Genomic DNA, 24,035 nt, shown 5'->3' on the forward strand with positions numbered 1-24,035 from the left:
TCACTGCGTTCGCACCTCAGGATGAGGTCGAGTATGGGATCCGACTTGATCTGAGATCGATCGACATGAATTGGATTGGAGTGTCGCAAGGGCGCCGACAGGCGCCTGACGACCAAGCCCCGCCGCCACACCCGACGCGCCACACCTGTGGCACCACACCGGCCCCGCCACAAGTGGCGCGCGCCCTCACCCGGCGTGATTGGGCGAGACGAGGCCGAGGCGGCGCATGCGCCGGTGGATGGTGGAGCGATCGAGGCCGAGGTCGCGCGCCACCGCCGAGACGTTCCAGGCGCGGCGGCGCAGGGCCTCTTCCAGCGACGCGTCGCCCGTCGCGGCCGTCTCGGGCGCAGGGATGTGCGCCTGCGCCGCCGTCACCGTCGAAGGCAGGTCGTCGAGGCCGATCTCCGGCCCCTCGGCTAGCGCGCAGGCATGATCGAGCGCGCCGACCAGCTCGCGGACGTTGCCGGGCCATGCATGGCGCATGAGCGCCGCGGCCGCCTCGGGCGAGAGGCGCGGCGCCCCGGGCCGGGCCGCCAGCAGCCGCGCGACGAGGGCGGGCAGGTCGTCGCGCTCGCGCAGGGGCGGCAGGACGAAGCGGGCGCCGCCGAGGCGGTACAGCAGGTCCTCGCGAAAGCGGCCCTCGCGCACCAGGGCGGCGAGGTCGCGATGCGTCGCGGCGATGACCCGGATGTCGACGGTCTGCGGCGTCGTGCTGCCGAGCGCCGTCACCTCGCGCTCGGCGAGAACCCGCAGGAGCCGCGTCTGTGCGCTGAGCGGCATGTCGCCGATCTCGTCGAGGAACAGGGTTCCGCCCTCGGCCTGCTGCACCAGGCCGGTCCTGCCCTTGGCCGCCGCGCCCGTGAAGGCCCCCGCCACGTGGCCGAACAGTTCGGACTCGATCAGGGTCTCGGGCAAGGCGGCGCAATTGACCGCCACGAAGGGCTTGTCTGCGCGGCCCGAGGCGCGGTGCAGCGCCTTGGCGAAGAACTCCTTGCCGGTGCCGGTCTCGCCGCCGACGAGGAGGCTCACCCCCGCGGCGTACAGGCGCGAGGCTCGGGCCGCCATCCGGGCGAGGACCGGATCGCCGCCGGCGAAATCGGGCGGCGCGGGCGGAGCGGTCCGGGCGACCGCCCGGGCGGGGATCTCGGCGGGTTCGAGCGCCAGCGCATAGAACCGCTCGCCCCCGCGCAGGCGCAGGACCCGGCGCTCGACCGGCACCGCCCGGGTGAACCGCGGCAGGTCGTCGACCGTGGCCTCGAACAGCGCGTCGAGGCGCAGGCCCAAGCCGGCGTGACGCAGGTCCGGCGCTCCCCGCGGGCGGTGCAGGACCCGGTCGATCAGCGCCCGCGCCCGGCTGTTGAAGCCGAGGATGTGGCCGCCCCCATCCACCGCCAGGGCGAGTTCCGGCTCGATGTCGGCGAATTCCGGCGAGCGCGACAGGTGCAGCATCCACTCGCGCCGAAAGCCGTTATGCAGGCTCGCGGTCTCGATGCGGTGGGCGAACGAGGTGACGAGCTGGAGCGCGAGGTGCTGGCTCGCCTTCGGGCCCGGCGCCTGGAGCGCCGAGATGTCGAGCACCGCCGCGAGCGTCCCGTCGGCGGCGTAGACCGGCGCCGCCGTGCAGGTGAGGCCGATATGGTCGCCGGCGAAATGGTCGTCGAGATGCACCGACAGGGCCTTGCCGGTGGCGATGCAGGTGCCGACGGCGCAGGTGCCGGCCAGGTGCTCGTTCCAGTCCGAGCCGCGATAGAGGCCGGCGCGGCGCAGGTCCTCGTCGCGGCTGGAATCGCCGATGAAGTCGACGGCGACGCCGCGGGCATCGGCCAGGATCAGCACGTAGCCCAGGCCGGAGACCTGCCGGTACAGGGCCTCGACGCCGAAGCGCGCCACCCGGATCAGGTCGTCGAGGGCGTCGCGGTGCTCGCGCAGGCGAGCCTGAGTGTGGATGTAGGCGCGCCGGGGTGCCGCCGGATCGAGGCGGTACTCTGCGATGCACCGGCGCCACGACTGGCTGATGAGCGGATCGCGCGCGCCACCCTCGTCGCGCGCGGCCCGGACCAGCTCGTCGATATGGGCCATCACGGCGGACCGCATCGCCTCCTCCCCGATCTTTTTCCCATACTGCGCGCGAATGGCAGTCAGGGAAAGACCGGTGCGGGGATGCGCCGCCCGTCGGGTCGCCGGACGAAGGAGGGGGGATCGGCCGGGCCGTCCGCCCTACGGGAACATCGCGTCGACCGCGTCCTGCGAGACGGCGGCCTCGCCGGGCAGCGCCGGGCCGTTGAGCAGGGAATCCTCGCCCTGGCGCCGCCCGGTGGCCGGCTTCGGTGCGGCGGTGCCGGCCGGGCTCGACCAGACGCGCAGCATCTCGTCCACCCGCTCCTCGACGAGGACGATGGTCTTGACGACCTTCGAGATGCGCTGGCCGGTCAGGTCCTGGAAGTTGCAGGCCTCGAAGATGGTCTGCATCTGGGCCTGGATCGCGAGGGCATCGTCCCGGGTCGCCCCGTCCCCGGCCCGCTTGGCGATTCCGCCGGCGAGCGCGTCGACCGTCTCGGAGGCGGTCAGGATCGTGTCGGTGGCCTGCTCGGTGCCCCGGACGACGGCCTGGAGCTCGTCGCGGGTGCGGCCCGCCTCCTGCTCGTCGCGCAGCTCGGCGATCTCCTGCCGCGTCCGCGCGATCGCTTCGGAGATCGCCAGCAGATGATGCTGCAGGAGGGCGGTGCTGTCTTCGAGAGATCCGAGTTTCGCCGTGCCGCTGTTCATGATCCCGGAACGCTGTACGAGACTGCCAGTCCCGCGACGATAGCCGGCCGGGATTAAGCGTTTCCGAACATCGTCGAAACCGTTCCGACACGGTGGTTATTCGGCGTTACCCGATAGCCGGCTGCGAGAGCCTCGGTTGACGGCAGGTGTGCAGAGGGAGCCGAACCCGTGCGCCCGCACGGGACCGCCATCCCCGTTACCGCGCGGCTTGCGCCGCGACGGGCGACGGCGCAAAGCCCAGGCTGTCCTTCTCCGCATCGCCGGTGGTCGCGCCGACCTGAAGCACGGACGAGCGACTCGCCGGCGAGGCCGGCGGCAGGGCGGCGTCGGGCTGCACGCAGAACAGCCCGACCGTGTCCTTCTCGGGGTTCCCCGTCATCGGCCCGACCCGCATCGGCAGATAGAGCGGGCAGCGCGCGAGCGCCGGGCCGAGTCCGGCGAGCAGCGACAAAGCCGCCAGCGGCGCAACGAGCAGGCGCATCTCTTCCTCCCGATGATCGAGTTCTTGTCGACGAAGACGGCGCGGCGCGTCCCGCGCGCCGATGCTCCTCTATCGGTGACTTCGACCTCGATCGCGTCGTCAGAGTGAAGGAGATGCTCGATTGTTCGGCGTCGCGCAGACATCTCCGCTGCCGGGCCCGTGCCGCCCATCGGATGGACGACCGGTGCCCCCTACCCCGCCCATCCCAGGTCCCGGCTGATCGCGCCTGCGACCTCCCGCACCGTCGCGGCCAGCGCCGCCATGCGGGCCTCGTCCATGTACTGCACCGTGCTCGTCACGCTGAAGGCCGCGACGATCGCCCCGCCGGCGTCCCGGATCGGGCCGGCGACGCAGCGCACCTCCGGTTCGTTCTCCTCGCGGTCATAGGCGATGCCGCCGGCCGCGTAGGTCCGCATCCGCTCGAGCCATGTGTCCAGGTCCGGGCTGTGGCCGCCTCTCGCATCGCCCAGCCGGTAGAAGGCGCGCCAGCGCGCCTCGTCGAGGTCGAGGATCAGCGCCTTGCCGAGGCCCGTCGACCAGACCGGCTGGCGCTCGCCGACCCGCGAGCTGATCTCGATGCGCCGGCGCCCGGGCAGCTTGTCGAGGTAGAGCGCCCAGTCGCCCTCGAGCACGCCGAGATGGATGGTGTCGCCGCATTCCGCCGACAGCCGCTCGAGATGCGGCCGCGCCACCCGGGTCACCGGCGCCGCCTGCTGGGCGCGAAACCCGAGTTCGAGGAGCTTGGGGCCGAGACCGTAGCCGTCCCGCGGCGCGAAGGTGAGGTAGCGCTGCTCGACCAGAGCCGCGGCGAGGCGGTGGGTGGTGCTGCGGGTGGTGCCGAGCGCCGCCGACAGGCCCGCGAGATCGCGGGCGCCGCCCGCCACCGCCTCGAGGATGGCGAGGCCGCGCAGCAGCGTCTGGCTCCCGGGCGCGGCACCCGCCTCCCCGGTTGACGGCTTCGATGCCACGGGCGTATCGTCCCACATACAAGAATAGGATCCCATTATATGGGATCGAATGGTGCGGCGCCAGGGCCGTGCCGGAGGAAACCGCCGACGACCTCCGTCACGCCCCGGCTCGGCGCCGGAAAAGACCCGCGCGCCGCGAGGGCGCGCCCGGATTCCAAGGAGGTTCGACCCGATGAAGCTGTTGCGCTACGGCCCCGTGGGCCAGGAGAAGCCCGGCCTGCTCGATGCCGAGGGCCGCATCCGCGACCTGTCCGGCCACCTGGCCGATCTCGGTCCTGACGCGCTCGGCCGGGACGCGCTCGCCCGCCTCGCCAGCCTCGATGCCGCCGGCCTGCCGGTGGTCGACGGATCGCCGCGCCTCGGCACGCCGGTGGCCAATGTCGGCAAGTTCATCGCCATCGGGCTCAACTTCGCCGACCACGCGGCCGAGTCGAACCTGCCGGTGCCCAAGGAGCCGATCGTCTTCACCAAGGCGATCACCTCGCTGTCCGGCCCGAACGACCCGGTGATGCTGCCGAAGGATTCGGTGAAGAGCGACTGGGAGGTCGAGCTCGGCATCGTGATCGGCACCCGCGCGTCGTATGTCGAGGAGGCGCAGGCCCTCGATCACGTGGCCGGCTATTGCCTGATCAACGACGTGTCGGAGCGCGAGTACCAGATCGAGCGCGGCGGCACCTGGGACAAGGGCAAGGGCTGCGACACCTTCGGGCCGGTCGGGCCCTGGCTCGTCACCTCGGACGAGGTCGGCGACCCACAGAGCCTCGACATGTGGCTCGACCTGAACGGGACGCGCATGCAGACCGGCAACACCCGGACGATGATCTTCACCTGCGCGCAGATCGTCTCGTATGTCAGCCGCTTCATGACCCTGATGCCCGGCGACATCATCACCACCGGCACGCCCCCCGGCGTCGGCATGGGCATGAAGCCCGAGCCGGTCTTCCTGAAGGCCGGGGACGTGATGACGCTCGGCATCGAGAAGCTCGGTGAGCAGCGCCAGGACGTGACCGCCTGGCAGCGCCGGGACTGACACGGATGACCTTCCCCCACCGCTTCGAGGGCCGCACCGCCCTCGTCACCGGCGGCGCCTCCGGCATCGGGCTCGCCGTCGCCGCCCGCCTCAAGGCCGAGGGCGCCGCGGTCTCGATCTGGGATCTGAACGAGGACGCGCTGGCCAAGGCCAAGGCCGAGACCGGCGCCGCCGACAGCCGCGCCCTCGACATCGCCGATGCCGCGGCCGTCGAGGCGGCGATGCGCGAGACCGTGGCGGCGCTCGGCGGCCGCCTCGACGTGCTGGTGTGCAGCGCCGGCATCACCGGGCCGAACACCGTGCTGCGCGACTATCCCGTCGACGCGTGGCAGCGGGTGATCGACGTCAACCTGAACGGCCTGTTCTACTGCAACCGTGCCGCCGTGCCGGCGATGGAGGCGGGCGGCTACGGCCGCATCGTCAACGTCGCGTCGATCGCCGGCAAGGAGGGCAACCCCAACGCCTCGGCCTACTCGGCCTCCAAGGCCGGGGTGATCGGGCTGACGAAGTCGCTGGGCAAGGAGCTGGCGAAGTCGGAGATCCGGGTGAACTGCATCACCCCGGCGGCGGTGCGCACCGCGATCTTCGACCAGATGACGCAACAGCACATCGACTTCATGCTGTCGAAGATCCCGATCGGCCGCTTCGGCGCGATCGACGAGGTGACCTCGCTGATCTGCTTCCTGGCGAGCGAGGAGGCGTCGTTCTCGACCGGCGCGGTGTTCGACGTATCGGGCGGCCGGGCGACGTATTGAGCCTGCGCGGCTCGGCCCGCCCGCCCTCGTCCCGGTAAGGCGCGGGTTCTCGCGTTTCCCCGCGGGCGGCAGGGCCGCCCGGGGGGAGAGGGAACCGGCGCCTCGCTCTTCGCCGCCCCCCTTTTGCCCGCGGGAGAGCCCCCGCACCTCGTCGTTCCCCGGACGGCCCCCGCGGCCCTATTCCGCTGCCGCCATCGCCGGCCGCCGGTCCGCCACCCCGTCGAGCGCCGCCGGGCGCGGGCCGCCGGTGGCCCAGTCGAGGAGTTCCACCGTGTGGACGATCGGGATCGCCGTGCCCTTCCCGATCTGGGTGGCGCAGCCGATGTTGCCGGTGGCGATCACGTCGGGCCGCACCCGCTCGATGTTGGCGACCTTGCGGGCGCGCAGGTGCGCGGCGAGTTCCGGTTGCAGGATGTTGTAGGTGCCCGCCGAGCCGCAGCAGATGTGGCCCTCCGGCACGTCCTTCACGGTGAAGCCGGCGCGGGCGAGCAGCGCCTTCGGCTCCGTGCGCAGGCCCTGCCCGTGCTGCATCGAGCAGGCGGAGTGGTAGGCGACGACGAGGTCGGTCTCGACCACCGGCTCGGACAGGCCGAGGGCGGTCACGTATTCCGTCACGTCGCGGGCGATGGCCGACACCCGGGCGGCCTTGTCCGCATAGGCCGGGTCGTCCCGGAACATGAAGCCGTAATCCTTGATCGTGGTGCCGCAGCCCGAGGCGGTGACCACGATGGCATCCAACCCCTCGCCGTCCATCTCGGCGATCCAGGCGTCGATCGTGCGCCTGGCGAGCGCGTGCGACGAGTCCTCCTGGCCCATATGGTGGGTGAGCGCGCCGCAGCAGCCCTCGCCCTTCGCCTGCACCACCTCGACGCCGTGGCGGTTCAGGAGCCGGATCGCCGCCTCGTTGAAATCCGGCCGCAGCACGCTCTGGGCGCAGCCGCGCAGGAGGGCCACCCGGCCCCGGCGCGGGCCGGGCGCCGGAAAGCGGCCGGGCCTGTCATGGGCCGAGCGGGTCGGCAGCGTGCCGGGGGCGAGATCGAGCATCGCGGCAAGCCGGTTGCCGACCTTCGGCATCTTCGCAGCGATGCCCCGGAACGGCCGGCCGAGGGTGGCGCCGAGCAGCGCCAGGCGGAAGCGGTTCGGATAGGGCAGCACGCGCGCCAGTACCGCCCTCAGGAAGCGATCCTCCGCCGGGCGGGCATAGGTCTTCTCGATATGGGCGCGGGCATGGTCGACGAGGTGCATGTAATGCACCCCCGACGGGCAGGTGGTCATGCAGGACAGGCAGGACAGGCAGCGGTCGACATGCTTGACCACCTCGGGGCTCGCGGGCTTGCCCCCCTCCAGCATGTCCTTGATCAGGTAGATGCGCCCGCGCGGCGAATCGAGCTCGTCGCCGAGCAGCAGGTAGGTCGGGCAGGTGGCGGTGCAGAAGCCGCAATGCACGCAGGTGCGCAGGATCTTCTCCGAGGCCGCCATGGCCGGGTCGGCGAGCTGCGCGGGGGTGAAGCTGGTCTGCACGGGGTTTCCTCGGGGTCGATCCTCGGGGGGCGTTTCTTCAGCGCCTTCACCCGCCGTTTCTAGACCATTTTCAAGGTAGCGGGAGCGGCTTTCGGGGCCGCCCCCCATGCATGGTGCCGCATGGGGCCTCAGGCACTGCCGATGGCGACGCCGGCGAGCAGCACCAGCACCCCGCCGAGCACCACCTGGAGGGCGGCGCGCCAGAAGGGCGTCTCCATGTAGCGGGTGCGGATGCCGGAGATGACCAGCAGCTCCACCGCCACCACCAGGGCGGCGAGCAAAGTCGCGATGGCGAAGGCGTTCGACCAGGTATCCGGCACCAGATAGGGCAGCGTGTGGCCCAGGCCCCCGACCGCCGTCATCACCCCGCAGACCAGGCCCCGCAGCCAGGGCGACCCGCGCCCGGTGATGCTGCCGTCATCCGACAGGGCCTCGGTGAAGCCCATGCTGATCCCGGCGCCGATCGAGGCGGCGAGGCCAACGAGGAAGGTCTGCCAGTTGTTGTGGGTGGCGAAGGCGGCGGCGAAGAGCGGCGCCAGGGTCGAGACCGAGCCGTCGATCAGCCCGGCGAGGCCCGGCTGCACGTAGCGCAGCACGAACAAGCGGTGGGCGGCCCGGGCCTCCTCGGCGGCGGCGTCGCCGCTCTCCTGCTCGAGGCTCAGCGCCTCGGCCCGGCGGCCATGGCCGCGCTCGATCTCGGCGAGACGGGTGAAGAGCTGGCGCACGCCGAGATCGCGGGAGAGTTCCGCCGCCCGCTCGTAGAAGCCGGCGGCCTGCGCCTCCATGGCCTCCGCCTCCCGCCGCATCCGCCCGGCATCGAGCCCCTGCCACCAGAACGCCCGGCGGTGGGGAAAGCCCCGCACGTCCTCACGCCGCAGGGGCGGCAGATGCTCGCCGAAACGCTGGCGATAGGCCGCGTAGAGGTCGTCGCGGTGGCCCCTCTCCTCGTCGGCCATCGCCTCGAACAGCCCGGCGGAACCCGGCAGGTCGGCCCGCAGGCTCTCGGCGAAGCTGCGATAGATGCGGGAATCCTCCTCCTCGCTGGCGATGGCCAGCGCCAGGACCTCGCGTTCGGTGAGATCGGTCAGGGCCTTCATGCGCGCGCTCCTGTTTGGAATGGCTCCAATCTATAGATTGGAGCCATTCCAAACAAGCGGTTTTGCGGCCAGGGCGGAGCGCCGGTCACATCACCGTCGGAGGCGGTCGGCGCCCTTGACCGCTGCTCTGGACGTCCGCACCTTGCGGGGGTGACCGAGGGTCGCCCCAGCCTGGATGGAGGGATCATTCCTGATGGCCGACGCCTCTCTCGACATCGCCGAGCAGGTTGCCCGCGTCATCCGCTCGAACGAGGAAACGCAGAAGTTCATCGCCGAGCAGCGCAAGCTGATCGCCGAGGCGGCGAAGCTGGAGCGTGACCGGGTGCTCGCTCCCTGGCAGATCGTTGCCGCCACTGCCGCGGCAACAGCGGCGCTCATCGGTGGCACCGTCGCAGTCGTGAAGCTCTTCCTTCCTTGAAGCCTGGCCGACTTCGGGAGCAACTCGCGAGTTCGGCCGATCCCGACCCGCAATCCTAGTACGTCCCGACTCTCGCACTTGAGCAGGGATCGACGCCAATCCCATGGCGCGTGCGGTGGCGCACCCATCGTCAAGCGGTGGCCCCTGACCGCCGGTTGCCTCGCCGCCCCGAACGGAGCATGACGGCGCCCGGATTCGCGCAGGGCCCGCCCGCCCCGCGGGTTCGCCGCGTCCCCGCCGAAGCGTTCCCTCCAGAAGTGCCCGCATGAGCGTCGTCACCCGCATCGCCCGCAGCCGGGCGGCCCAGGAGAGCCTCGGCTTTCTCGGCGCGAGCTACCTGAAGCTGGTGCGGGGCACGAACCGCTTCAGCCTCGATCCGCCCGACGCCTATGACTGGCTGACGCCGCTGCGGCCGTTCATCATCGCGATGTGGCACGGCCAGCACCTGATGGTGCCGTTTGTGCGCCGGCCGCAGGACCGGGCCGCCACCATGGTGTCGCGCTCGGTCGATGGCGGGGTGAACACCGCCGTGCTGGAGCGGATGGGCGTGCGGGTGATGCGCGGCTCGGGCGCGCGACGCGCGAGCGACATGTGGGCCAAGGGCGGCGTGTCGGCCCTGCGCGGCTGCCTCAAGGCGCTGGAGGACGGCGAATCGGTCGCCTTCAGCGCCGACGTGCCGAAGGTGTCGCGGCGCTGCGGCGAGGGCATCGTGCTGCTGGCGCGCCTCTCCGGCCGCCCCGTCGTGCCGACCGCCGTGGTGACGAGCCGTTACATCCAGTTCGACAGCTGGGACCGGGCGAGCCTCGGCCTGCCCTTCGGCCGCGGCGTGATGGCCTTCGGCAAGCCGATCACCGTCGCCCGCGACCTCGATCCGGCGGGCATCGAGGCGGCGCGCCTGCGCATCGAGACAGACCTCAACGCCGTCCATGCCCGCGCCTTCGCGCAGGTCGGCCGGGTCGATCCGGTGCATACCCGAAACGGGGCGCCGGCCCGATGAGCCGCCAGGATGTGCCTGCTCTGCTGCGCGTCTACCATTACGGGCTGATCGCCGGCGAGCCGGCGCTCGCGGGGCTGCTCGCCTGGCGGCGCCGGCGCGGCAAGGAGGATCCGGTGCGCCTGCCCGAGCGCACCGGGCGGCCCGGCAAGCCGCGGCCCGCCGGCCCCCTGGTCTGGGCCCATGGCGCCAGCATCGGCGAGGCCCTGTCGCTCATCGGCCTCGTCGAGCGCCTGACCCGGCGCGGCTTCACGGTGCTCGTCACCTCCGGCACCCGGACCTCGGCGGCCCTGCTCGCCCGGCGGCTGCCCCGCGGCGCCCTGCACCAGTTCGCGCCCCTCGATGCGCCGCGCTACCTCGCCCGCTTCCTCGACCATTGGCGGCCGGACCTGGCGCTCGTCGCCGAATCGGAATTGTGGCCGAACACCATCCTGGCCTTGCACGAGCGCGAGGTGCCGCTGATCCTGGTCAACGGACGGATGTCCGAGCGCTCGGCGCGGGGCTGGTCGCGCACCCCGAAACTGTCCCGGGCGCTCCTGTCGCGCATCGCGCTCTGCCTCGCGCAGACCCAGGACGAGGCCGAGCGCTTCGCGCGGCTCGGCGCCCCCCGGGTCGAGCTCGGCGGCAACCTGAAATTCGACGCAGCGCCCCCGCCCGCCGATCCCGAGCCGCTGCGCCAGCTCGCCGACGTGATGACCGGCCGGCCGGTCTGGCTCGCCGCCTCGACCCATCCGGGCGAGGAGGCCGCCGCCACCGCGGCCCACAGGTCGCTCAGGCGCCGCCATCCCGACCTCCTCACCATCGTGGTGCCGCGCCACCCCGAGCGCGGCGCGGCGGTGGCCGCCGACGCGGCGGCGGCGGGCCTGCGGGTCGGGCGCCGCGCGACCGGGGGGCAGCCGCACGACAAGGTCGAGTTCTACGTCGCCGACACGGTCGGCGAGCTCGGCCTGTTCTACCGGCTCTGCCCGCTGGTCTTCGTCGGCGGCTCGCTCGCCCGCCACGGCGGCCAGAACCCGATCGAGCCGGCCCGCCTCGGCGCCGCGATCCTGTACGGGCCGCATGTGCGCAACTTCGCCCAGGTCTACGGCGCGCTCGACCGGGCCGGCGGCGCCCGGATCGTGCGCGACGGGCAGGAGCTGACCGCCGCCATCGACCAGCTCCTCGCCGACCCGGTCGCCCGCCAGGCCATGGCCCGGGCCGGGGCCACCGCGATCGAGGCCGCCGGCGGCGCCACCGACCGGGCGATGGCGGCGATCGAGCCCTTCATCTGCCAGCTGAAGATCGCCGGCCGGTTCGCCTCGTGATCCGGGCGCCGGACTTCTGGTGGCGGGAGGAGCCGGCCCCGGTCGCCCGGCTGCTCGCGCCGATCGGTGCCGTCTACGGCGCGCTCGCCGCCCGCCGGATGGGGCGGGCGGGCGTCGCGGCCCCCTGCCCGGTGGTCTGCATCGGCAACTTCACCCTCGGCGGCGCCGGCAAGACGCCGACGGCTTTGGCGGTGGCGGGCCTGCTCCACGATCTCGGCCGGCGGCCGGTCTTCCTGAGCCGGGGCTATGGCGGGCGCCTCGCGGGCCCGGTGCGGGTCGAGCCTGCGCGCCACGGCGCGGCGGAGGTCGGCGACGAGCCGCTGCTGCTCGCCCGCGCCGCCCCGGCGATCGTCGCCCGCGACCGGGTGGCGGGGGCGCAAGCCTGCGTGGCGGCCGGCGCCGACATCATCGTGATGGATGACGGGTTGCAGAACCCGAGCCTCGCCAAGACCCTGGCGATCGCGGTGTTCGACGGCGCGGTGGGCCTGGGCAACGGGCGGGTGTTTCCGGCCGGGCCCCTGCGGGCGCCGGCCGCGGCACAGTGGGGCCGGGTCCAGGCCGCCCTGGTGATCGGCGACGGCGCACCCGGGGCGCGGGTGCTGGCGGCGGCGAAGGCGCGCGGCCTGCCGGGCCTGCGCGGCCGGCTCGTGCCGGACCCCACGGCGGCCGCGGCCTTGCGTGGGCGCCCGGTCCTGGCCTTCGCGGGCATCGGCCGCCCCGAGAAGTTCTTCGCGAGCTTGCGCGAGATCGGGGCCGACCTGCGCGCGACCCGGTCCTTCCCGGACCATCACGCCTTCACGGCCGCCGAGGCCGGGGCCCTGGCGGCGGAAGCCGAAGCCAAAGACCTCGTGCTGGTGACGACCGAGAAGGACCGGATGCGCTGGCCGGCCGGGCTGCCGGTGGCGAGCCTGCCGGTGGTGCTCGCTCTCGACGAGCCCGAGGCCCTGGGCGACCTGCTACGCGGTCTTTGAGCCCTGGTGCTGGGGGCTCTGGCGCAGCCGCACCATCACGGCGTCGGGATCGGCATAGGCCTCCTGGCGCTCGACGCTCCAGTAGCGCAGGGCGTCGAGGGGGATCTCGACCCCGGTCACCGCGCAGCGGACGAACCGGCCGGGCTTCACCACCCGCAGGTTGCTGTCGCCATATTCCACGACGGCCTCGCCGGACCCGCCGCGCTCGAACCGTCCGAGCATCGAAACTTCCTTCTCGCCTGAAACACCGCGGGTGTAGGGCGCGCGGCGCGGCTTGTCGACGGGCTCGACGGCGGGCGCCGAGGCCGTCATGATCGGTCACCACCGCAATCCCCGGAGCCGGGATGGACCCGACCGACACCCTGTTCTCCGCAGCCCGCGCGGCCCAGGCCCGGGCCCACGCGCCTTATTCGCGCTTCCGCGTCGGCGCCGCGATCCGCGACGAGGCCGGCGCGGTCCATGCCGGCTGCAACGTCGAGAACGCCGCCTACCCGGTCGGCACCTGCGCCGAGGCCGGCGCCATCGCGGCGATGATCGCGGGCGGCGGCCGGCGCATCGCCGCGATCCTGGTGCTCGGCGACGGCGAGGCGCTGGTCACGCCCTGCGGCGCCTGCCGGCAGCGCATCCGTGAATTCGCCGCCCCCGACACGCCGATCCACGTCGCCGGGCCGCAGGGAGTGCGCAAGACCTTCACCCTGGACGAGCTGCTGCCCGCCTCGTTCGGGCCGGACAACCTCGCGTGAGCGCGCCGCCCGACGATCCCCGAGTGGCCGAGGCCGCGGCCTTCCTGCGGATGCGCGGCGTCGACGGTCCCTTCGCGCTCGCCCTCGTCACCGGCACCGGGCTCGGGCCCCTGGCGGACAGGGTCGAGGATCCGGTCGCCGTCGCTTACGGCGAGATCCCGCATTTCCCGGCCTCCGGCGTCTCGGGCCATGCCGGGCGGCTGGTGGCGGGGCGGCTCGGTGGGAAGCCTGTGCTGCTGTTCCAGGGCCGCGCCCACGCTTACGAGCATGGCGACGCGGCGGTCATGCGGGTGCCGGTCGGCGTGGTGGCGGCCCTCGGGGGCCCGCCCCTCCTCCTCACCAACGCGGCCGGCTCGCTCCTGGCGGAGGCCGGCCCCGGCCGCCTCGCGCTGATCACCGACCACATCAACCTGTCGGGGATGAACCCGCTCATCGGCGAGCCCTCCGATGCCCGCTTCGTGCCGATGGTCGATGCCTACGATCCCGGGCTCCGGGCGGCGCTGAAGGACGCCGCCGGGCTGAGCAGCGTGCCCCTGCACGAGGGCGTCTATGCCTGGTTCTCGGGTCCGAGCTTCGAGACCCCGGCGGAGATTCGGATGGCAAAAACCCTCGGCGCCGACCTCGTCGGCATGTCGACGGTGCCGGAGGTGATCCTCGCCCGCTTCTTCGGCCTGCGGGTCGCGGCGCTGTCGCTCGTCACGAACTACGGCGCGGGATTCGCGGCCGGCGCCCCGCATCACGACGAGACGAAGCGGGTGGCGGCGGACGCCGCGGACGATGTCGGGCGTCTGGTGACGGCGCTGCTCTCCGGCGACTTCCTGAGGTCGACCTGACGCCGATGAAGAATCCCTTCCCACCCACGACCTCATCCTGAGGTGTTAGCCGATCAAAGATCGGCTGACCTCGAAGGAGGGCTCCAGTTCGCTCGGAGACTTCTGGAGCCCTCCTTCGAGGCTCCCTTACGGTCGCACCTCAGGATGAGGTGAGAGGGTGGGACAGAAAGATGCCCACACCACTGTCTCCGCCGACCGGACACGCTCTGCTCTCTCTCCCCGGGACCGCCCCATGACGCTGCTGCCGCAGGAACTGATCCGCCTCAAGCGCGACGGCCACGCGCTGCCGCCCGAGGCCATCGAGGCCTTCATCGCCGGGCTGACCGCGAACCGGGTCACCGAGGGGCAGGCGGCCGCCTTCGCGATGGCGGTGTTCTTCCGCGGCCTGTCGCTGCCGGAGCGGGTGGCGCTGACCCGGGCAATGATGCGCTCGGGCACGGTGCTGACCTGGGACCTGCCCGGCCCCGTGGTCGACAAACACTCGACCGGCGGCGTCGGCGACACGGTGAGCCTTCCCCTTGCCCCGATGATCGCCGCCTGCGGCGGCTTCGTGCCGATGATCGCGGGCCGCGGCCTCGGCCATACCGGCGGCACCCTCGACAAGCTCGACAGCATCCCGGGCTACGTCTCGCAGCCGGATGTCGATCTGTTCCGGCGGGTCACCCGCGAGGTCGGCTGCGCGGTGATCGGCCAGACGCCCGATCTCGCCCCCGCCGACCGGCGGCTCTACGCCATCCGCGACGTCACCGGCACGGTCGAATCCCTCGACCTGATCACCGCCTCGATCCTGGCGAAGAAGCTCGCCGCCGGGCTCCAGGGCCTCGTCATGGACGTGAAGGCGGGCTCCGGCGCCTTCATGGCGCGCACCGAGGAGGCGCGAGGCCTCGCCGAGAGCCTGGTCACGGTGGCGAACGGCGCCGGCCTGCCGACCCGCGCCCTCCTCACCGACATGGACCAGCCCCTCGCCTCCGTCGCCGGCAATGCCGGGGAGGTGCTCTACGCCATCGACTACCTGACCGGGCGCCGGCGCGAGCCGCGCTTCCACGCGATCACCCTGGCGCTCGGCGCCGAGATGCTGGTCCTCGGGGGCCTGAGCCCCGACACGACCGAGGCCACGGCGCGCCTGGAAGAAACCCTGGCCTCCGGCCGCGCCGCCGAAACCTTTTCGCGGATGGTGGCGGCCCTCGGCGGCCCCTCCGACCTCGTGGCGCAGCCGGAGCGCCACCTGCCGGCGGCCCCCGTGATCCGCCCGGTTCTCGCGCCGCAGGCAGGCCGGGTCGCCGCCATCGCCACGAGGGCGGTCGGCGTCGCGGTGATCGGCCTCGGCGGCGGCCGCACCCGCCCGGAGGACCGGATCGACCACGCCGTCGGCATCTCCGACCTCGCCCCGATCAATGCCGAGGTCGGACCGGACCGGCCGCTCGCGGTGGTCCATGCCCGCAGCGAGGCGGAGGCCGAGCGGGCGGCGGCCGACATCGTGGCGGCCTACCGGATCGGCCCGGAGGCGGTGGCGGAGCGGGAGGTGATCCTGGGGCGGATCGGGTGACGGAATGCTCTATTGGAAGCGCCGCGGGGCTGTCCAGGGACATCGTCGGTAAAATCAAGCGCGGGATCCCCTCTCCCGAGTGGGAGAGGGGTAGGGGTGAGGGTGGCTCGGCTTCAGGATATGCCGCCGAGCATCGAGCTGCACAGCTCGGCGGTCCAGGGTCATTGCGGAACCGAAGCCACCCTCACCCCCACCCCCTCTCCCACTCGGGAGAGGGGAGACCCGCGCCAATTTTTCCTCCGAAGACGCGGTGAGCGACGCCCGCCCCCCTGCCCCGCCGGCCAAGGCCTCCGGCCTGCGCCGCCACCGCGCCCTGATGGCCCGCCTCGCCGCCGGGCCGGCGCCGGAGGCGGTGATCCTCGGCGATTCGCTCGCCGCCGGCTGGCCCGGGCCGGATCTCGACCGGGCCACAGGCCTGTCCACGCTCAATCTCGGCCTGCCGGGAGACCGGGTGCAGACCACCCGCTGGCGCCTCGCCGCGATGGCGGCCTTCGCCATCAGGCCCTGCCTCGCCATCGTGATGGTCGGCACCAACAGCTTCGCGGATGGCGATTCCCCTCAGACCGTCACCGCCGGGCTCGGTGCCCTGGTGGCGCTTCTGCGCGCCGCCTGGGCGCCGCCGGTGATCGTGCTCGCCACCGTGCCGTGGCGCGAGAGCCCCTCCGGGCGGAGCGAGGCCGACCGGCTCGCTCTCAACGCCGCGATCCATGAGCTGGCCCGAACCGAATCGCTCGCCCTCCTCGCCTGCGACGCGGCGCTTGGTCCCGATCCGGCCCCTGGCCTGGAGCCCGACCGGCTCCATCTCACCGCGAGCGGCTATGCCGCGCTCGGCGCAGCCCTCGCCTCGCTGCCGCGTCCCGGCTAATTCGGTCGCCGGACCCGCGACTGTCATCGGATCGTCACGAGCGCAGCCGACACGCTGGCCATTCCCAAAGGACAGGACCAAGCCCGATGGATTTCCACCGCCGCTTCACCGTGCTGATGTGCACGCCGGCCTTCGATCCGGACGACCTGGAGGGCGTGCGCGTCAACCAGATCGTGGCGGCGGTCGAGCATCGCGGCTTCGAGGTGGTGCGGGCAAGGCGCGTCGAGGACGCGGCGATCGCGGTCCAGACCGACGCGGCGGTCGGCTGCCTGGTGGTGGATTGGGGCAAGCGCGGCCTCGACGGCAAGGCGGCGGCGCTCATCGACATGATGCGCAAGCGCGGCCTCGAGATGCCGATCGTCATCATGGTCCGCCGCAAGCGCCTGGAGGACATCCCGGTCGAGCTGCTCGACTTCATCGACGGCTACATCTTCCTCGCCGAAGAGACCCCCGAATTCATCGCCCGCGGCCTCGTCAGCCGGGTGACGCAATATGCCGAGACCCTGAAGACCCCGTTCTTCGGGGCGCTGGTCGACTACGCCGAGAAGGGCAACCAGCTCTGGACCTGCCCGGGCCACAACGGCGGCATCTTCTACAACCGCTCGCCGATCGGCCGCATCTTCGTCGAGCATCTCGGCGAGGCGATCTTTCGCGACGACCTCGACAATTCGGTCCTCGATCTCGGCGACCTCCTGACCCACGAGGGCCCGGCGCTCAAGGCGCAAAAGGAGGCGGCCCAGATCTTCGGGGCGGAAAAGACCTACTTCGTGCTCAACGGCACCTCGGCCTCGAACAAGATCGTGCTGTCCTCGCTGGTGGCCGAGGACGACCTGGTGCTGTTCGACCGCAACAACCACAAGGCGGCGCATCACGGCGCGCTGTTCCTCGGCGGCGGCATCCCGATCTTCCTCGAGACCGACCGCAACGCCTACGGGCTGATCGGCCCGATCTTCCACGAGGCGCTCGACGAGGACAAGATCCGCCGGAAGATCCGCGACAACCCGCTGGTCAAGGACAAGGAGGCGTGGCGCCGCGAGCGCCCGTTCCGCGTGGCGGTGATCGAGCAATGCACCTATGACGGCACGATCTACGACGCCCGCGAGATCGTCGCCAGGATCGGCCATCTCTGCGACTACATCCTGTTCGACGAGGCCTGGGCCGGCTTCATGAAGTTCCATCCCCTGTTCCAGGGCCGCTACGCCATGGGGCTGACCGGGTTGGACGAGACCTCGCCCGGCATCATCGCCACGCAATCGACCCACAAGCAGCTCGCGAGCTTCTCCCAGGCCTCGCAGATCCACACCAAGGACGGCCATATCCGCGGCCAGACCCGGCGGGTGGAGCACCGGCGCCTGAACGAGAGCTTCCTCGTCCACGCCTCGACCTCGCCGTTCTACCCCCTCTTCGCCTCCCTCGACGTCGGCGCCCAGATGATGAAGGGGCGCTCCGGCATGATCCTGTGGGACGACACGATCCGGCTCGGCATCGAGTGGCGCAAGAAGGTGCGGGCGATCCGCAAGGAGTTCGAGGAGAACGAGCGCGACCCCAAGCGCCGCTGGTTCTTCGATCCCTTCGTGCCCGACATGGCGACGGGGGCCGGCGGCGCGGAAGTGCCGTGGGAGAGCCTGCCGACCGACGAGCTGGCCTCCGACGCGCGCCACTGGGAGCTGAAGCCCGGGGCCGGCTGGCACGGCTTCACCCATGTCGCGCCGGGCTACGCCATCACCGATCCGAACAAGCTGACCGTGCTCACCCCCGGCTTCGACCGGCGGACGGGCGAGTATACCGAGCACGGCGTGCCGGCCCCGATCGTCGCCCAGTACCTGCGCGAGAACCGCATCGTCCCGGAGAAGAACGACCTCAACTCGCTGCTCTTCCTGCTGACGCCCGGCGTCGAATCATCAAAAGCCGGCACGCTGATCTCGGGGTTGGTCGCCTTCAAGCGCCTGCACGACGACAACGTGCTGCTCGAAGAGGCGATGCCGGAATTCGTCCGGCGCCGGCCGCAGCGCTATGGCGGCGTGCGCCTGCGCGACCTCTGCGCCGATTACCATAATTTCCACCGGCAGGCCGGCACCTCGGGCCTCCAGCGCAAGCAGTTCATGCCCGAGCACCTGCCCGAGATGGTGATGCCGCCCAAGGCCGCGGCGCAGATGCTGACCCGCAACAACGTCGACTTCGTGCCGATCGCCGAGGCCGAGGGGCGGGTCGCCACGACGCTGATGCTGGTCTACCCGCCCGGCATCGGCACCGTGCTGCCGGGCGAGCGGCTGGACGAGCGGGCGAAGCCCATGCTCGACTACTTCAAGATGTTCGAGGCCGCCGCCAACCTGTTCCCGGGCTTCGAGGCCGAGATCCAGGGCGTCTACCGCCAGGTCGAGCCGGACGGGCGCATCCGCTTCTACACCTACGTGCTGCGGGAGAGCCGCTGATGGACTCGGCGCCGACCCAGCCCGGGATCGTGATCCGCCCGTCGACGGATGCCGACGTGGCGGCGATGATCGAGATCTACGAGCACCATATCCGCCACGGCGTCGGCGATACCGGCGACTTCGAGGAAGACCGGCTCCGGCCGGACGACCTCAAGCGCCGGCGCAAGAACATGCGCTCGAAGCGCCTGCCCCACCTCGTGGCCGAGCGCCACGGGATGGTGGCGGGCTACGCCTACGCGGTGCCGTTCCGCAAGCGGCCGGCCTACCGCTACACCCTCAAGCACTCGATCTACGTCCATGCCGGCCATCTCCATGCCGGCATCGGCCGGCGCCTGCTGCCGGCGCTGATCGAGGCCTGCGCGGCGGGCGGCTACCGCCAGATGATCGGCTACATCGACGCCGAGAACGAGGCGTCGTTACGGCTGCACGAGGCCTGCGGCTTCACGCGTGTCGGACACCTGCCGGCGGTGGCCTACCGCCACGGCCGCTGGGCCGACAGCGTGATGGTGCAGTGCCCGCTGGGCACGGGGTCGTCGGACCAGCCCTCGACCTGGCGGCAGGAGGCGGTGGCGCAAGAGGCGCGGGCGCCGTTGCCGGAGGCTTGATCGAAGCATTCAGCGCAAGTTTCCGAGACGTCACGAAAGATTTGATAGACCCGCAACACGATTGAAACCCTCCGCGTCATTCCGGGGCCGCGCAGCGGAGCCCGGAATCCAGACACTCAGGTGGTACAGAACGAAGCGGAGCGCTCTCAGCTTGCTCCTGAACCATCGGCGGCTCTGGATTCCGGGCTCCGCTGCGCGGCCCCGGAATGACGCGGAGGGTGTCACTGCTGTCGGTCGAAGACCGTCATTCCTGTTGGCCGGATAGCGAGCTGCATCAGCCCGAGCCCTGCGCCCGCCGCGCTTCCGCTTCCCCCTCCGGGCGTCGTAAGCTCCTCCCACGTGCAGGCCGAACGGCCGCCGCCAGGGAGGACACCGACGTGAGCACCGAGAGCCGGAGGGCGGCCCGATGATGACCCCGATGTCGCGCCGGGTGATGAACCTCGCCCATTCCCTCACCCAGGCCGCCGCGCGCTTTCGCGATCGGCCGGCCATCGTCTGGGGCGAGCGGAGCTGGACCTGGGCTGAGTTCGACGCCCGGGTGTCGGCGCTGGCCGCTTCGCTCGAGGAGCGCGGGATCGCCAAGGGCGACCGCCTGCTGGTCCATGCCCGCAACGGCAACGCGATCCTGGAAATCATGGTCGCGGCGTTCCGGCTCGGCGCGGTGTTCGTGCCGACGAACTTCCGGCTGATGCCGGGCGACGTCGCCTACATGGCGCAGCAATCGGGCGCCGCCGCCTTCCTGTGCCATGCCGATTATCCCGAGCACGTCGCCGCCGTGCGGGAGGCCCGCCCGGACCTCTCCCGCATCGTCGTGATCGGCGAGGGCCCGGCCGAGGGCGAGGCCTACGAGGACCTTCTGTCCGCAGGCGCCAGCCGGCATGTGGCGAACGTCTCGGTCGAGCACGACGATCCGTGCTGGTTCTTCTACACCTCCGGCACCACCGGCAAGCCGAAGGCCGCGGTGCTGACCCACGGCCAGATGGCCTTCGTCATCACCAACCACCTCTGCGACCTGATGCCGGGCACGAGCGCGGAGACCGACGCCTCCCTGGTGGTGGCGCCGCTCTCACATGGGGCCGGGGTGCATGCGGTGACGCAGATCGCCCGGGCGGTGACCTCGGTGCTGCCGGGCTCCGACCGCTTCGATGCAGCAGAGGTCTGGGGCCTGGTGGCGCGCCACCGGATCACCAACATGTTCACCGTGCCGACGATCCTGAAGATGATGGTCGAGCACCCGGCGGTCGAGTCCAACGACCATTCCTCGCTGCGATACATCATCTATGCCGGCGCGCCGATGTACCGCGAGGACCAGAAGCGGGCGTTGCGCACGCTCGGCAAGGTCATCGTACAGTATTTCGGCCTCGGCGAGGTCACCGGCAACATCACCGTGCTGCCCCCCGCGCTCCACGAGGCCGAGGACGGCCCGGGCGTGAAGATCGGCACCTGCGGCTTCGAGCGCACCGGGATGCAGGTGCAGATCCAGGACCCGGAGGGACGCGAGGTCGGTCCGGGCGAGACCGGCGAGATCTGCGTCTGCGGCCCGGCGGTCTTCGCCGGCTACTGGGAGAACCCGAAGGCCAATGCGGAGGCGTTTCGCGACGGCTGGTTCCGCACCGGCGATCTCGGCACTCTCGACGCGGATCGCTTCCTGTATATCACGGGCCGCGCCTCCGACATGTACATCTCCGGCGGCTCGAACATCTATCCGCGGGAGATCGAGGAGAAGATCCTGGCCCATCCGGCGGTGGCCGAGACGGCGGTGCTCGGCATACCCGACCCGACCTGGGGCGAGATCGGCATCGCGGTCTGCGTGCCGCGGGAGGGCATGGCGCTCTCCGAGGACGAAGTGATGACGTTCCTGTTCGACAAGGTCGCCCGCTACAAGCTGCCGCGGCGGGTCATCCTGCGCGAATCGCTGCCGAAATCCGGCTACGGCAAGATCACCAAGAAGATGGTGCGGGAAGAGCTGGAGGCGGCGGGCCTCCTCGGCGAGAAGGTGCAAGGGTGAGCGCGACGCCGGCCTTCACCACCCTCGCCCAGCCCGGCCCCGCGCGGCCGGAGCGCTGGCTGGCTGCGGGCGGCGCCCTCCTTCACCAGGCCTTCGACCTGGCACCGGGGCGCACACTGCTCGACGCCGTCGCCGGGCCGCTTACCGGGATGCGGGGCGGCGTGGTGCATCTCTCGGGCGGGAGCTTTTCTCCCTTCCACTACGTGATGCCGGCCCTCTCCGCCGACCCGCGTTTCGCCGCCTATTACAGCGAGACCTACCGGCCGGCGGGCGAGACGCGGCTGGAGCGGGCGAGCGCCACCTTCGGCGAGCGCGACGGCGCGCCCTTCCTGCACGTCCACGGCACCTGGATCGAGCCCGACGGACGCCGCCGGGCCGGCCACCTGCTGCCCGCGGAGGTGGTAGTGGCGCAACCCATCCGGGCCGAGGCCTGGGTCACGGCGGGCGCGGCCTGGCGGGTCGAGCCGGATGCCGAGACCAACTTCTCGCTGTTCACCCCGGCGCCGCTCCCGGGCGCGGAGACCGGCTGCCTGCTCCTCAAGATCCAGCCGAACGAGGAGATCCACGCCGCCATCGAGGCGGCGGCACGGGCGCATCATCTGGCGGCGGCGCGGGTGCGCGGCATCGGCAGCATCGTGCGGCCGGCCTTCGCCGACGGGCGGGTGATCCCGACGATCGCCAGCGAGGTGCTGATCCGCGATGGCTTCGTGCGGCCGGGGCCGGACGGCGGCCCGGTCGTGCATCTCGACATCGCGGTGGTGGATGTGGCGGGGGACATCCACGAGGGTGTCTTGAAGCGCGGGGCCAACCCGGCCTGCATCACCTTCGAGCTGACCCTCACGCCGGAGTGAAGTCGTCCCGCTCGACGGCGTAGACATGCACCAGTTCGTCGCGGTTGCGGGACGGCGCGTGGATGATCTCCTCGCGCCGGAAGGTCAGGCCGCAGGCCCGCATCACCGCGAAGGAGCCGGCATTCTCCGGCTGGGCGCTGGCCTCGATCCGGTCGACGTCGAGCCACGCGGCGGCGACCGGGAGCAGGGCCACGGCCGCCTCCCGCAAGGTGCCGCGGCGCTGATGCGCCTCGCCGAGCCAGTAGCCGAGGGTGGCTTTTCGCGGATCGTCGCGGGTCCGGTGCAGCATGATCCAGCCGAGGAGGTCGCCGGTGCCGCGGGCGGTCACCGCGAGGGAGAGCCCCTGTCCCGCCTCGGCCAGGGAACGCGACAGGGCGATCCGCTCCCGCGCCATCGCGACGGTGAAGGGCAGCGGCCACATCGCGAGCCAACGGCTCACCGCCGGGGTCATCAGGGCGCTGGTCGCCTCGGCGTCCCCGGGGGCGACGAGGCGCAGGTGGAGGCGGGGGGTGTCGAGGGTGGGCGGAACACCTTTCATCGCAGCAGCGTAGCAGAGATTTCCCTTGAGGAAACAGATCGCGCTGCACGGCGTGGCAGGTGGGCGGCCCGGGGACAAGGAGGGCACAGGAACCCCCCTCTCCCCGCCCGCGGGGAGAGGGGAAACCCGCGCCCCGCCCGCGACGGCCTCCGCCGCTCAGAACAGGCTGTACTGCCCACCCTTCTGCACGGGAACCCGAAACAGATCCGTCCGCAGCCGCAGCCGCTCGGCCGGATACCCGAGCCGCGTCATCGCCACCCGCATGCGCTGGTCCAGCAGGTCCGCGTAAGGCCCCGTTCCGGTGAACCGCCGCCCATACGTCGCATCGTAGACCTTGCCGCCGCGGCTCTGCGCGAGGAGCGAGAAGGTCCGCCCGGCCCGATCGGGAAAATGCTCGGAAAACCAGTCGCGCATCAGGTCGGCGAGTTCGTGCGGCAGGCGCAGCAGCACGCCGCCGGCCTCAGTTGCCCCCGCCTCGCGGGCCCGGGTCAGGACGGCCTCGATCTCGTGGTCGTTGAGGCCCGGGATCAGCGGCGCCACCAGCACCATCACGGGCACCCCGGCCTCCGCCAGCATCCGGATCGCCCGAAGGCGCTTGTCGGGCCGCGGCGCCCGGGGCTCCATCCGGCGGGCGAGATCGGGATCGAGCGTCGTGACCGAGAGCGCGACCTTCACCAGCCCCTCCGCCGCCATCGGCGCCAGGATGTCGAGGTCGCGCAGCACGAGGTCCGATTTGGTGACGAGGCCGACCGGGTGGCGGAAGCGCGCCAGCACCTCGAGCACGGCGCGGGTCAGGCGGTAGCGCCGCTCGATCGGCTGGTAGGGATCGGTGGCGGTGCCGAGCGCGATGGTACGGGGCGCGTAGCCCCGGGCCGAGAGCTCGCGTTCGAGCAAGGCCGCCGCGTCGGGCTTGGCAAAGAGCTTGGTCTCGAAGTCGAGCCCCGGCGACAGTCCCGCATAGGCATGGTTGGGCCGGGCGAAGCAGTAGACGCAGCCATGCTCGCAGCCGCGATACGGGTTGATCGAGCGGTCGAAGCCGATATCGGGCGAGTCGTTGCGGGTGATGATGGTGCGCGCCCGCTCCAGCGTGACCTCGGTGCGGAACGGCGGCAGCTCCTCCTCGATCTCCCAGCCGTCGGCGAAGGCCTCGCGGGCGGCGGGCTCGAACCGACCGGCCGGGTTGGCGGTGGCGCCGCGCCCGCGACGCGATTCCGCCGCCGGGGTCGACCCGGCGAGCCGGCGCGCCCCATGCCCGCATCCCGATTCCATCCCGGCCTCCCGCACGATCGCGGCCGAGATTTGAACAAAA

General features: G+C 71.8%; 23 protein-coding genes. 14 read left to right on the forward strand and 9 right to left on the reverse strand.

Features of this window, described 5'->3' with window-relative positions; genetic code table 11:
- Window positions 1-186 precede the first annotated feature (186 nt).
- From F1D61_RS23025 to F1D61_RS23040, 4 genes are all read right to left on the reverse strand, one after another.
- Entirely contained in the window at window positions 187-2,094 is a 1,908-nt protein-coding gene (locus F1D61_RS23025) for a sigma-54-dependent Fis family transcriptional regulator (RefSeq protein WP_203154418.1), read from the reverse strand.
- 123 nt (window positions 2,095-2,217) lie between these two features.
- Entirely contained in the window at window positions 2,218-2,766 is a 549-nt protein-coding gene (locus F1D61_RS23030; protein WP_203154419.1) for a protein phosphatase CheZ, read from the reverse strand.
- Window positions 2,767-2,962: 196 nt separating this feature from the next.
- Window positions 2,963-3,247, reverse strand: a complete 285-nt coding sequence (locus F1D61_RS23035; protein ID WP_203154420.1) for a hypothetical protein — start codon at window positions 3,245-3,247, stop codon at window positions 2,963-2,965.
- Window positions 3,248-3,438: 191 nt separating this feature from the next.
- On the reverse strand, window positions 3,439-4,215 hold the full coding sequence (locus tag F1D61_RS23040) for an IclR family transcriptional regulator (RefSeq protein ID WP_246775485.1): 777 nt from the start codon (window positions 4,213-4,215) through the stop codon (window positions 3,439-3,441).
- Window positions 4,216-4,387: 172 nt separating this feature from the next.
- Between F1D61_RS23040 and F1D61_RS23045 the strand changes: the two genes are divergently transcribed.
- Entirely contained in the window at window positions 4,388-5,245 is an 858-nt protein-coding gene (locus F1D61_RS23045) for a fumarylacetoacetate hydrolase family protein (RefSeq protein WP_203154422.1), read from the forward strand.
- Window positions 5,246-5,250: 5 nt separating this feature from the next.
- Window positions 5,251-6,000 carry an SDR family oxidoreductase gene (locus tag F1D61_RS23050; RefSeq protein WP_203154423.1) on the forward strand — a complete coding sequence of 250 codons (750 nt, stop codon included), beginning with the start codon at window positions 5,251-5,253 and terminating at the stop codon, window positions 5,998-6,000.
- Window positions 6,001-6,177: 177 nt separating this feature from the next.
- Here the strand turns inward: F1D61_RS23050 and glcF are convergent, their stop codons facing one another.
- On the reverse strand, window positions 6,178-7,521 hold the full coding sequence (gene glcF, locus F1D61_RS23055; RefSeq protein WP_203154424.1) for a glycolate oxidase subunit GlcF: 1,344 nt from the start codon (window positions 7,519-7,521) through the stop codon (window positions 6,178-6,180).
- Between the two features lie 128 nt (window positions 7,522-7,649).
- A complete protein-coding gene (mbfA, locus tag F1D61_RS23060; RefSeq protein ID WP_203154425.1) occupies window positions 7,650-8,618 on the reverse strand; it encodes an iron exporter MbfA in 969 nt (322 codons plus the stop codon).
- Between the two features lie 193 nt (window positions 8,619-8,811).
- Here mbfA and F1D61_RS23065 point away from each other — a divergent pair, with 193 nt between their 5' ends.
- The 4 genes from F1D61_RS23065 (at window position 8,812) to lpxK (ending at window position 12,305) form a co-directional block, all read left to right on the forward strand.
- On the forward strand, window positions 8,812-9,036 hold the full coding sequence (locus F1D61_RS23065) for a hypothetical protein (RefSeq protein ID WP_203154426.1): 225 nt from the start codon (window positions 8,812-8,814) through the stop codon (window positions 9,034-9,036).
- Between the two features lie 265 nt (window positions 9,037-9,301).
- Window positions 9,302-10,033: a lysophospholipid acyltransferase family protein gene (locus F1D61_RS23070; protein WP_203154427.1), complete on the forward strand. Its 732-nt coding sequence runs from the start codon at window positions 9,302-9,304 to the stop codon at window positions 10,031-10,033.
- Window positions 10,030-11,334, forward strand: a complete 1,305-nt coding sequence (locus tag F1D61_RS23075) for a 3-deoxy-D-manno-octulosonic acid transferase (RefSeq protein ID WP_203154428.1) — start codon at window positions 10,030-10,032, stop codon at window positions 11,332-11,334. The genes F1D61_RS23070 and F1D61_RS23075 overlap by 4 nt, the downstream gene beginning before the upstream one ends.
- Window positions 11,334-12,305, forward strand: a complete 972-nt coding sequence (gene lpxK, locus F1D61_RS23080; RefSeq protein ID WP_203159224.1) for a tetraacyldisaccharide 4'-kinase — start codon at window positions 11,334-11,336, stop codon at window positions 12,303-12,305. The genes F1D61_RS23075 and lpxK overlap by 1 nt, the downstream gene beginning before the upstream one ends.
- Here the strand turns inward: lpxK and F1D61_RS23085 are convergent.
- On the reverse strand, window positions 12,291-12,527 hold the full coding sequence (locus F1D61_RS23085; protein ID WP_203154429.1) for a DUF2093 domain-containing protein: 237 nt from the start codon (window positions 12,525-12,527) through the stop codon (window positions 12,291-12,293). The genes lpxK and F1D61_RS23085 overlap by 15 nt on opposite strands.
- Before the next feature lie 122 nt (window positions 12,528-12,649).
- Here F1D61_RS23085 and cdd point away from each other — a divergent pair, with 122 nt between their 5' ends.
- The 8 genes from cdd to F1D61_RS23125 all read left to right on the forward strand — a co-directional run bounded on the left by cdd (window position 12,650) and on the right by F1D61_RS23125 (window position 22,188).
- Window positions 12,650-13,048, forward strand: coding sequence for a cytidine deaminase (gene cdd / locus F1D61_RS23090; RefSeq protein WP_203154430.1), 399 nt, complete (start codon window positions 12,650-12,652; stop codon window positions 13,046-13,048).
- A gap of 23 nt (window positions 13,049-13,071) precedes the next feature.
- A complete protein-coding gene (locus F1D61_RS23095; protein WP_203159225.1) occupies window positions 13,072-13,881 on the forward strand; it encodes a purine-nucleoside phosphorylase in 810 nt (269 codons plus the stop codon).
- A 232-nt stretch (window positions 13,882-14,113) separates the two neighbouring features.
- The gene (deoA, locus tag F1D61_RS23100) at window positions 14,114-15,427 is read left to right on the forward strand and encodes a thymidine phosphorylase (protein WP_203154431.1); all 1,314 of its coding nucleotides are present in this window, start codon (window positions 14,114-14,116) and stop codon (window positions 15,425-15,427) included.
- 250 nt (window positions 15,428-15,677) lie between these two features.
- Window positions 15,678-16,292 carry an SGNH/GDSL hydrolase family protein gene (locus F1D61_RS23105; protein WP_246775486.1) on the forward strand — a complete coding sequence of 205 codons (615 nt, stop codon included), beginning with the start codon at window positions 15,678-15,680 and terminating at the stop codon, window positions 16,290-16,292.
- Window positions 16,293-16,378: 86 nt separating this feature from the next.
- A complete protein-coding gene (locus tag F1D61_RS23110) occupies window positions 16,379-18,724 on the forward strand; it encodes an Orn/Lys/Arg decarboxylase N-terminal domain-containing protein (protein ID WP_203154432.1) in 2,346 nt (781 codons plus the stop codon).
- Complete coding sequence (locus F1D61_RS23115) at window positions 18,724-19,329, forward strand: GNAT family N-acetyltransferase (RefSeq protein WP_203154433.1); 606 nt, start codon at window positions 18,724-18,726, stop codon at window positions 19,327-19,329. Before F1D61_RS23110 ends, F1D61_RS23115 begins: the two co-directional genes overlap by 1 nt.
- A gap of 409 nt (window positions 19,330-19,738) precedes the next feature.
- Window positions 19,739-21,337: an acyl-CoA synthetase gene (locus F1D61_RS23120; RefSeq protein WP_203159227.1), complete on the forward strand. Its 1,599-nt coding sequence runs from the start codon at window positions 19,739-19,741 to the stop codon at window positions 21,335-21,337.
- On the forward strand, window positions 21,334-22,188 hold the full coding sequence (locus tag F1D61_RS23125; RefSeq protein ID WP_203154434.1) for a PCC domain-containing protein: 855 nt from the start codon (window positions 21,334-21,336) through the stop codon (window positions 22,186-22,188). Before F1D61_RS23120 ends, F1D61_RS23125 begins: the two co-directional genes overlap by 4 nt.
- On the opposite strand, the gene F1D61_RS23130 is transcribed toward F1D61_RS23125, so the two are convergent.
- Window positions 22,175-22,726 (reverse strand): GNAT family N-acetyltransferase, encoded by a 552-nt coding sequence (locus F1D61_RS23130; RefSeq protein ID WP_203154435.1) that lies wholly within the window; start codon window positions 22,724-22,726, stop codon window positions 22,175-22,177. The two genes, F1D61_RS23125 and F1D61_RS23130, sit on opposite strands and share 14 nt — an antisense overlap.
- A 156-nt stretch (window positions 22,727-22,882) precedes the next feature.
- Complete coding sequence (locus F1D61_RS23135) at window positions 22,883-23,995, reverse strand: PA0069 family radical SAM protein (protein WP_203154436.1); 1,113 nt, start codon at window positions 23,993-23,995, stop codon at window positions 22,883-22,885.
- Window positions 23,996-24,035 lie beyond the last annotated feature (40 nt).

Source organism: Methylobacterium aquaticum (assembly GCF_016804325.1).
Classification (GTDB): domain Bacteria; phylum Pseudomonadota; class Alphaproteobacteria; order Rhizobiales; family Beijerinckiaceae; genus Methylobacterium; species Methylobacterium aquaticum_C.

Excerpts from the sequence above, each read along its gene's own strand:
- F1D61_RS23025 (WP_203154418.1), bottom strand. The coding sequence starts at position 2,094 with ATGCGGTCCGCCGTGATGGCCCATATCGACGAGCTGGTCCGGGCCGCG.
- F1D61_RS23030 (WP_203154419.1), bottom strand. The coding sequence starts at position 2,766 with ATGAACAGCGGCACGGCGAAACTCGGATCTCTCGAAGACAGCACCGCC.
- F1D61_RS23035 (WP_203154420.1), bottom strand. The coding sequence starts at position 3,247 with ATGCGCCTGCTCGTTGCGCCGCTGGCGGCTTTGTCGCTGCTCGCCGGA.
- F1D61_RS23045 (WP_203154422.1), top strand. The coding sequence starts at position 4,388 with ATGAAGCTGTTGCGCTACGGCCCCGTGGGCCAGGAGAAGCCCGGCCTG.
- F1D61_RS23050 (WP_203154423.1), top strand. The coding sequence starts at position 5,251 with ATGACCTTCCCCCACCGCTTCGAGGGCCGCACCGCCCTCGTCACCGGC.
- mbfA (WP_203154425.1), bottom strand. The coding sequence starts at position 8,618 with ATGAAGGCCCTGACCGATCTCACCGAACGCGAGGTCCTGGCGCTGGCC.
- F1D61_RS23065 (WP_203154426.1), top strand. The coding sequence starts at position 8,812 with ATGGCCGACGCCTCTCTCGACATCGCCGAGCAGGTTGCCCGCGTCATC.
- F1D61_RS23070 (WP_203154427.1), top strand. The coding sequence starts at position 9,302 with ATGAGCGTCGTCACCCGCATCGCCCGCAGCCGGGCGGCCCAGGAGAGC.
- F1D61_RS23075 (WP_203154428.1), top strand. The coding sequence starts at position 10,030 with ATGAGCCGCCAGGATGTGCCTGCTCTGCTGCGCGTCTACCATTACGGG.
- F1D61_RS23085 (WP_203154429.1), bottom strand. The coding sequence starts at position 12,527 with ATGCTCGGACGGTTCGAGCGCGGCGGGTCCGGCGAGGCCGTCGTGGAA.
- cdd (WP_203154430.1), top strand. The coding sequence starts at position 12,650 with ATGGACCCGACCGACACCCTGTTCTCCGCAGCCCGCGCGGCCCAGGCC.
- deoA (WP_203154431.1), top strand. The coding sequence starts at position 14,114 with ATGACGCTGCTGCCGCAGGAACTGATCCGCCTCAAGCGCGACGGCCAC.
- F1D61_RS23110 (WP_203154432.1), top strand. The coding sequence starts at position 16,379 with ATGGATTTCCACCGCCGCTTCACCGTGCTGATGTGCACGCCGGCCTTC.
- F1D61_RS23115 (WP_203154433.1), top strand. The coding sequence starts at position 18,724 with ATGGACTCGGCGCCGACCCAGCCCGGGATCGTGATCCGCCCGTCGACG.
- F1D61_RS23120 (WP_203159227.1), top strand. The coding sequence starts at position 19,739 with ATGACCCCGATGTCGCGCCGGGTGATGAACCTCGCCCATTCCCTCACC.
- F1D61_RS23130 (WP_203154435.1), bottom strand. The coding sequence starts at position 22,726 with ATGAAAGGTGTTCCGCCCACCCTCGACACCCCCCGCCTCCACCTGCGC.
- F1D61_RS23135 (WP_203154436.1), bottom strand. The coding sequence starts at position 23,995 with ATGGAATCGGGATGCGGGCATGGGGCGCGCCGGCTCGCCGGGTCGACC.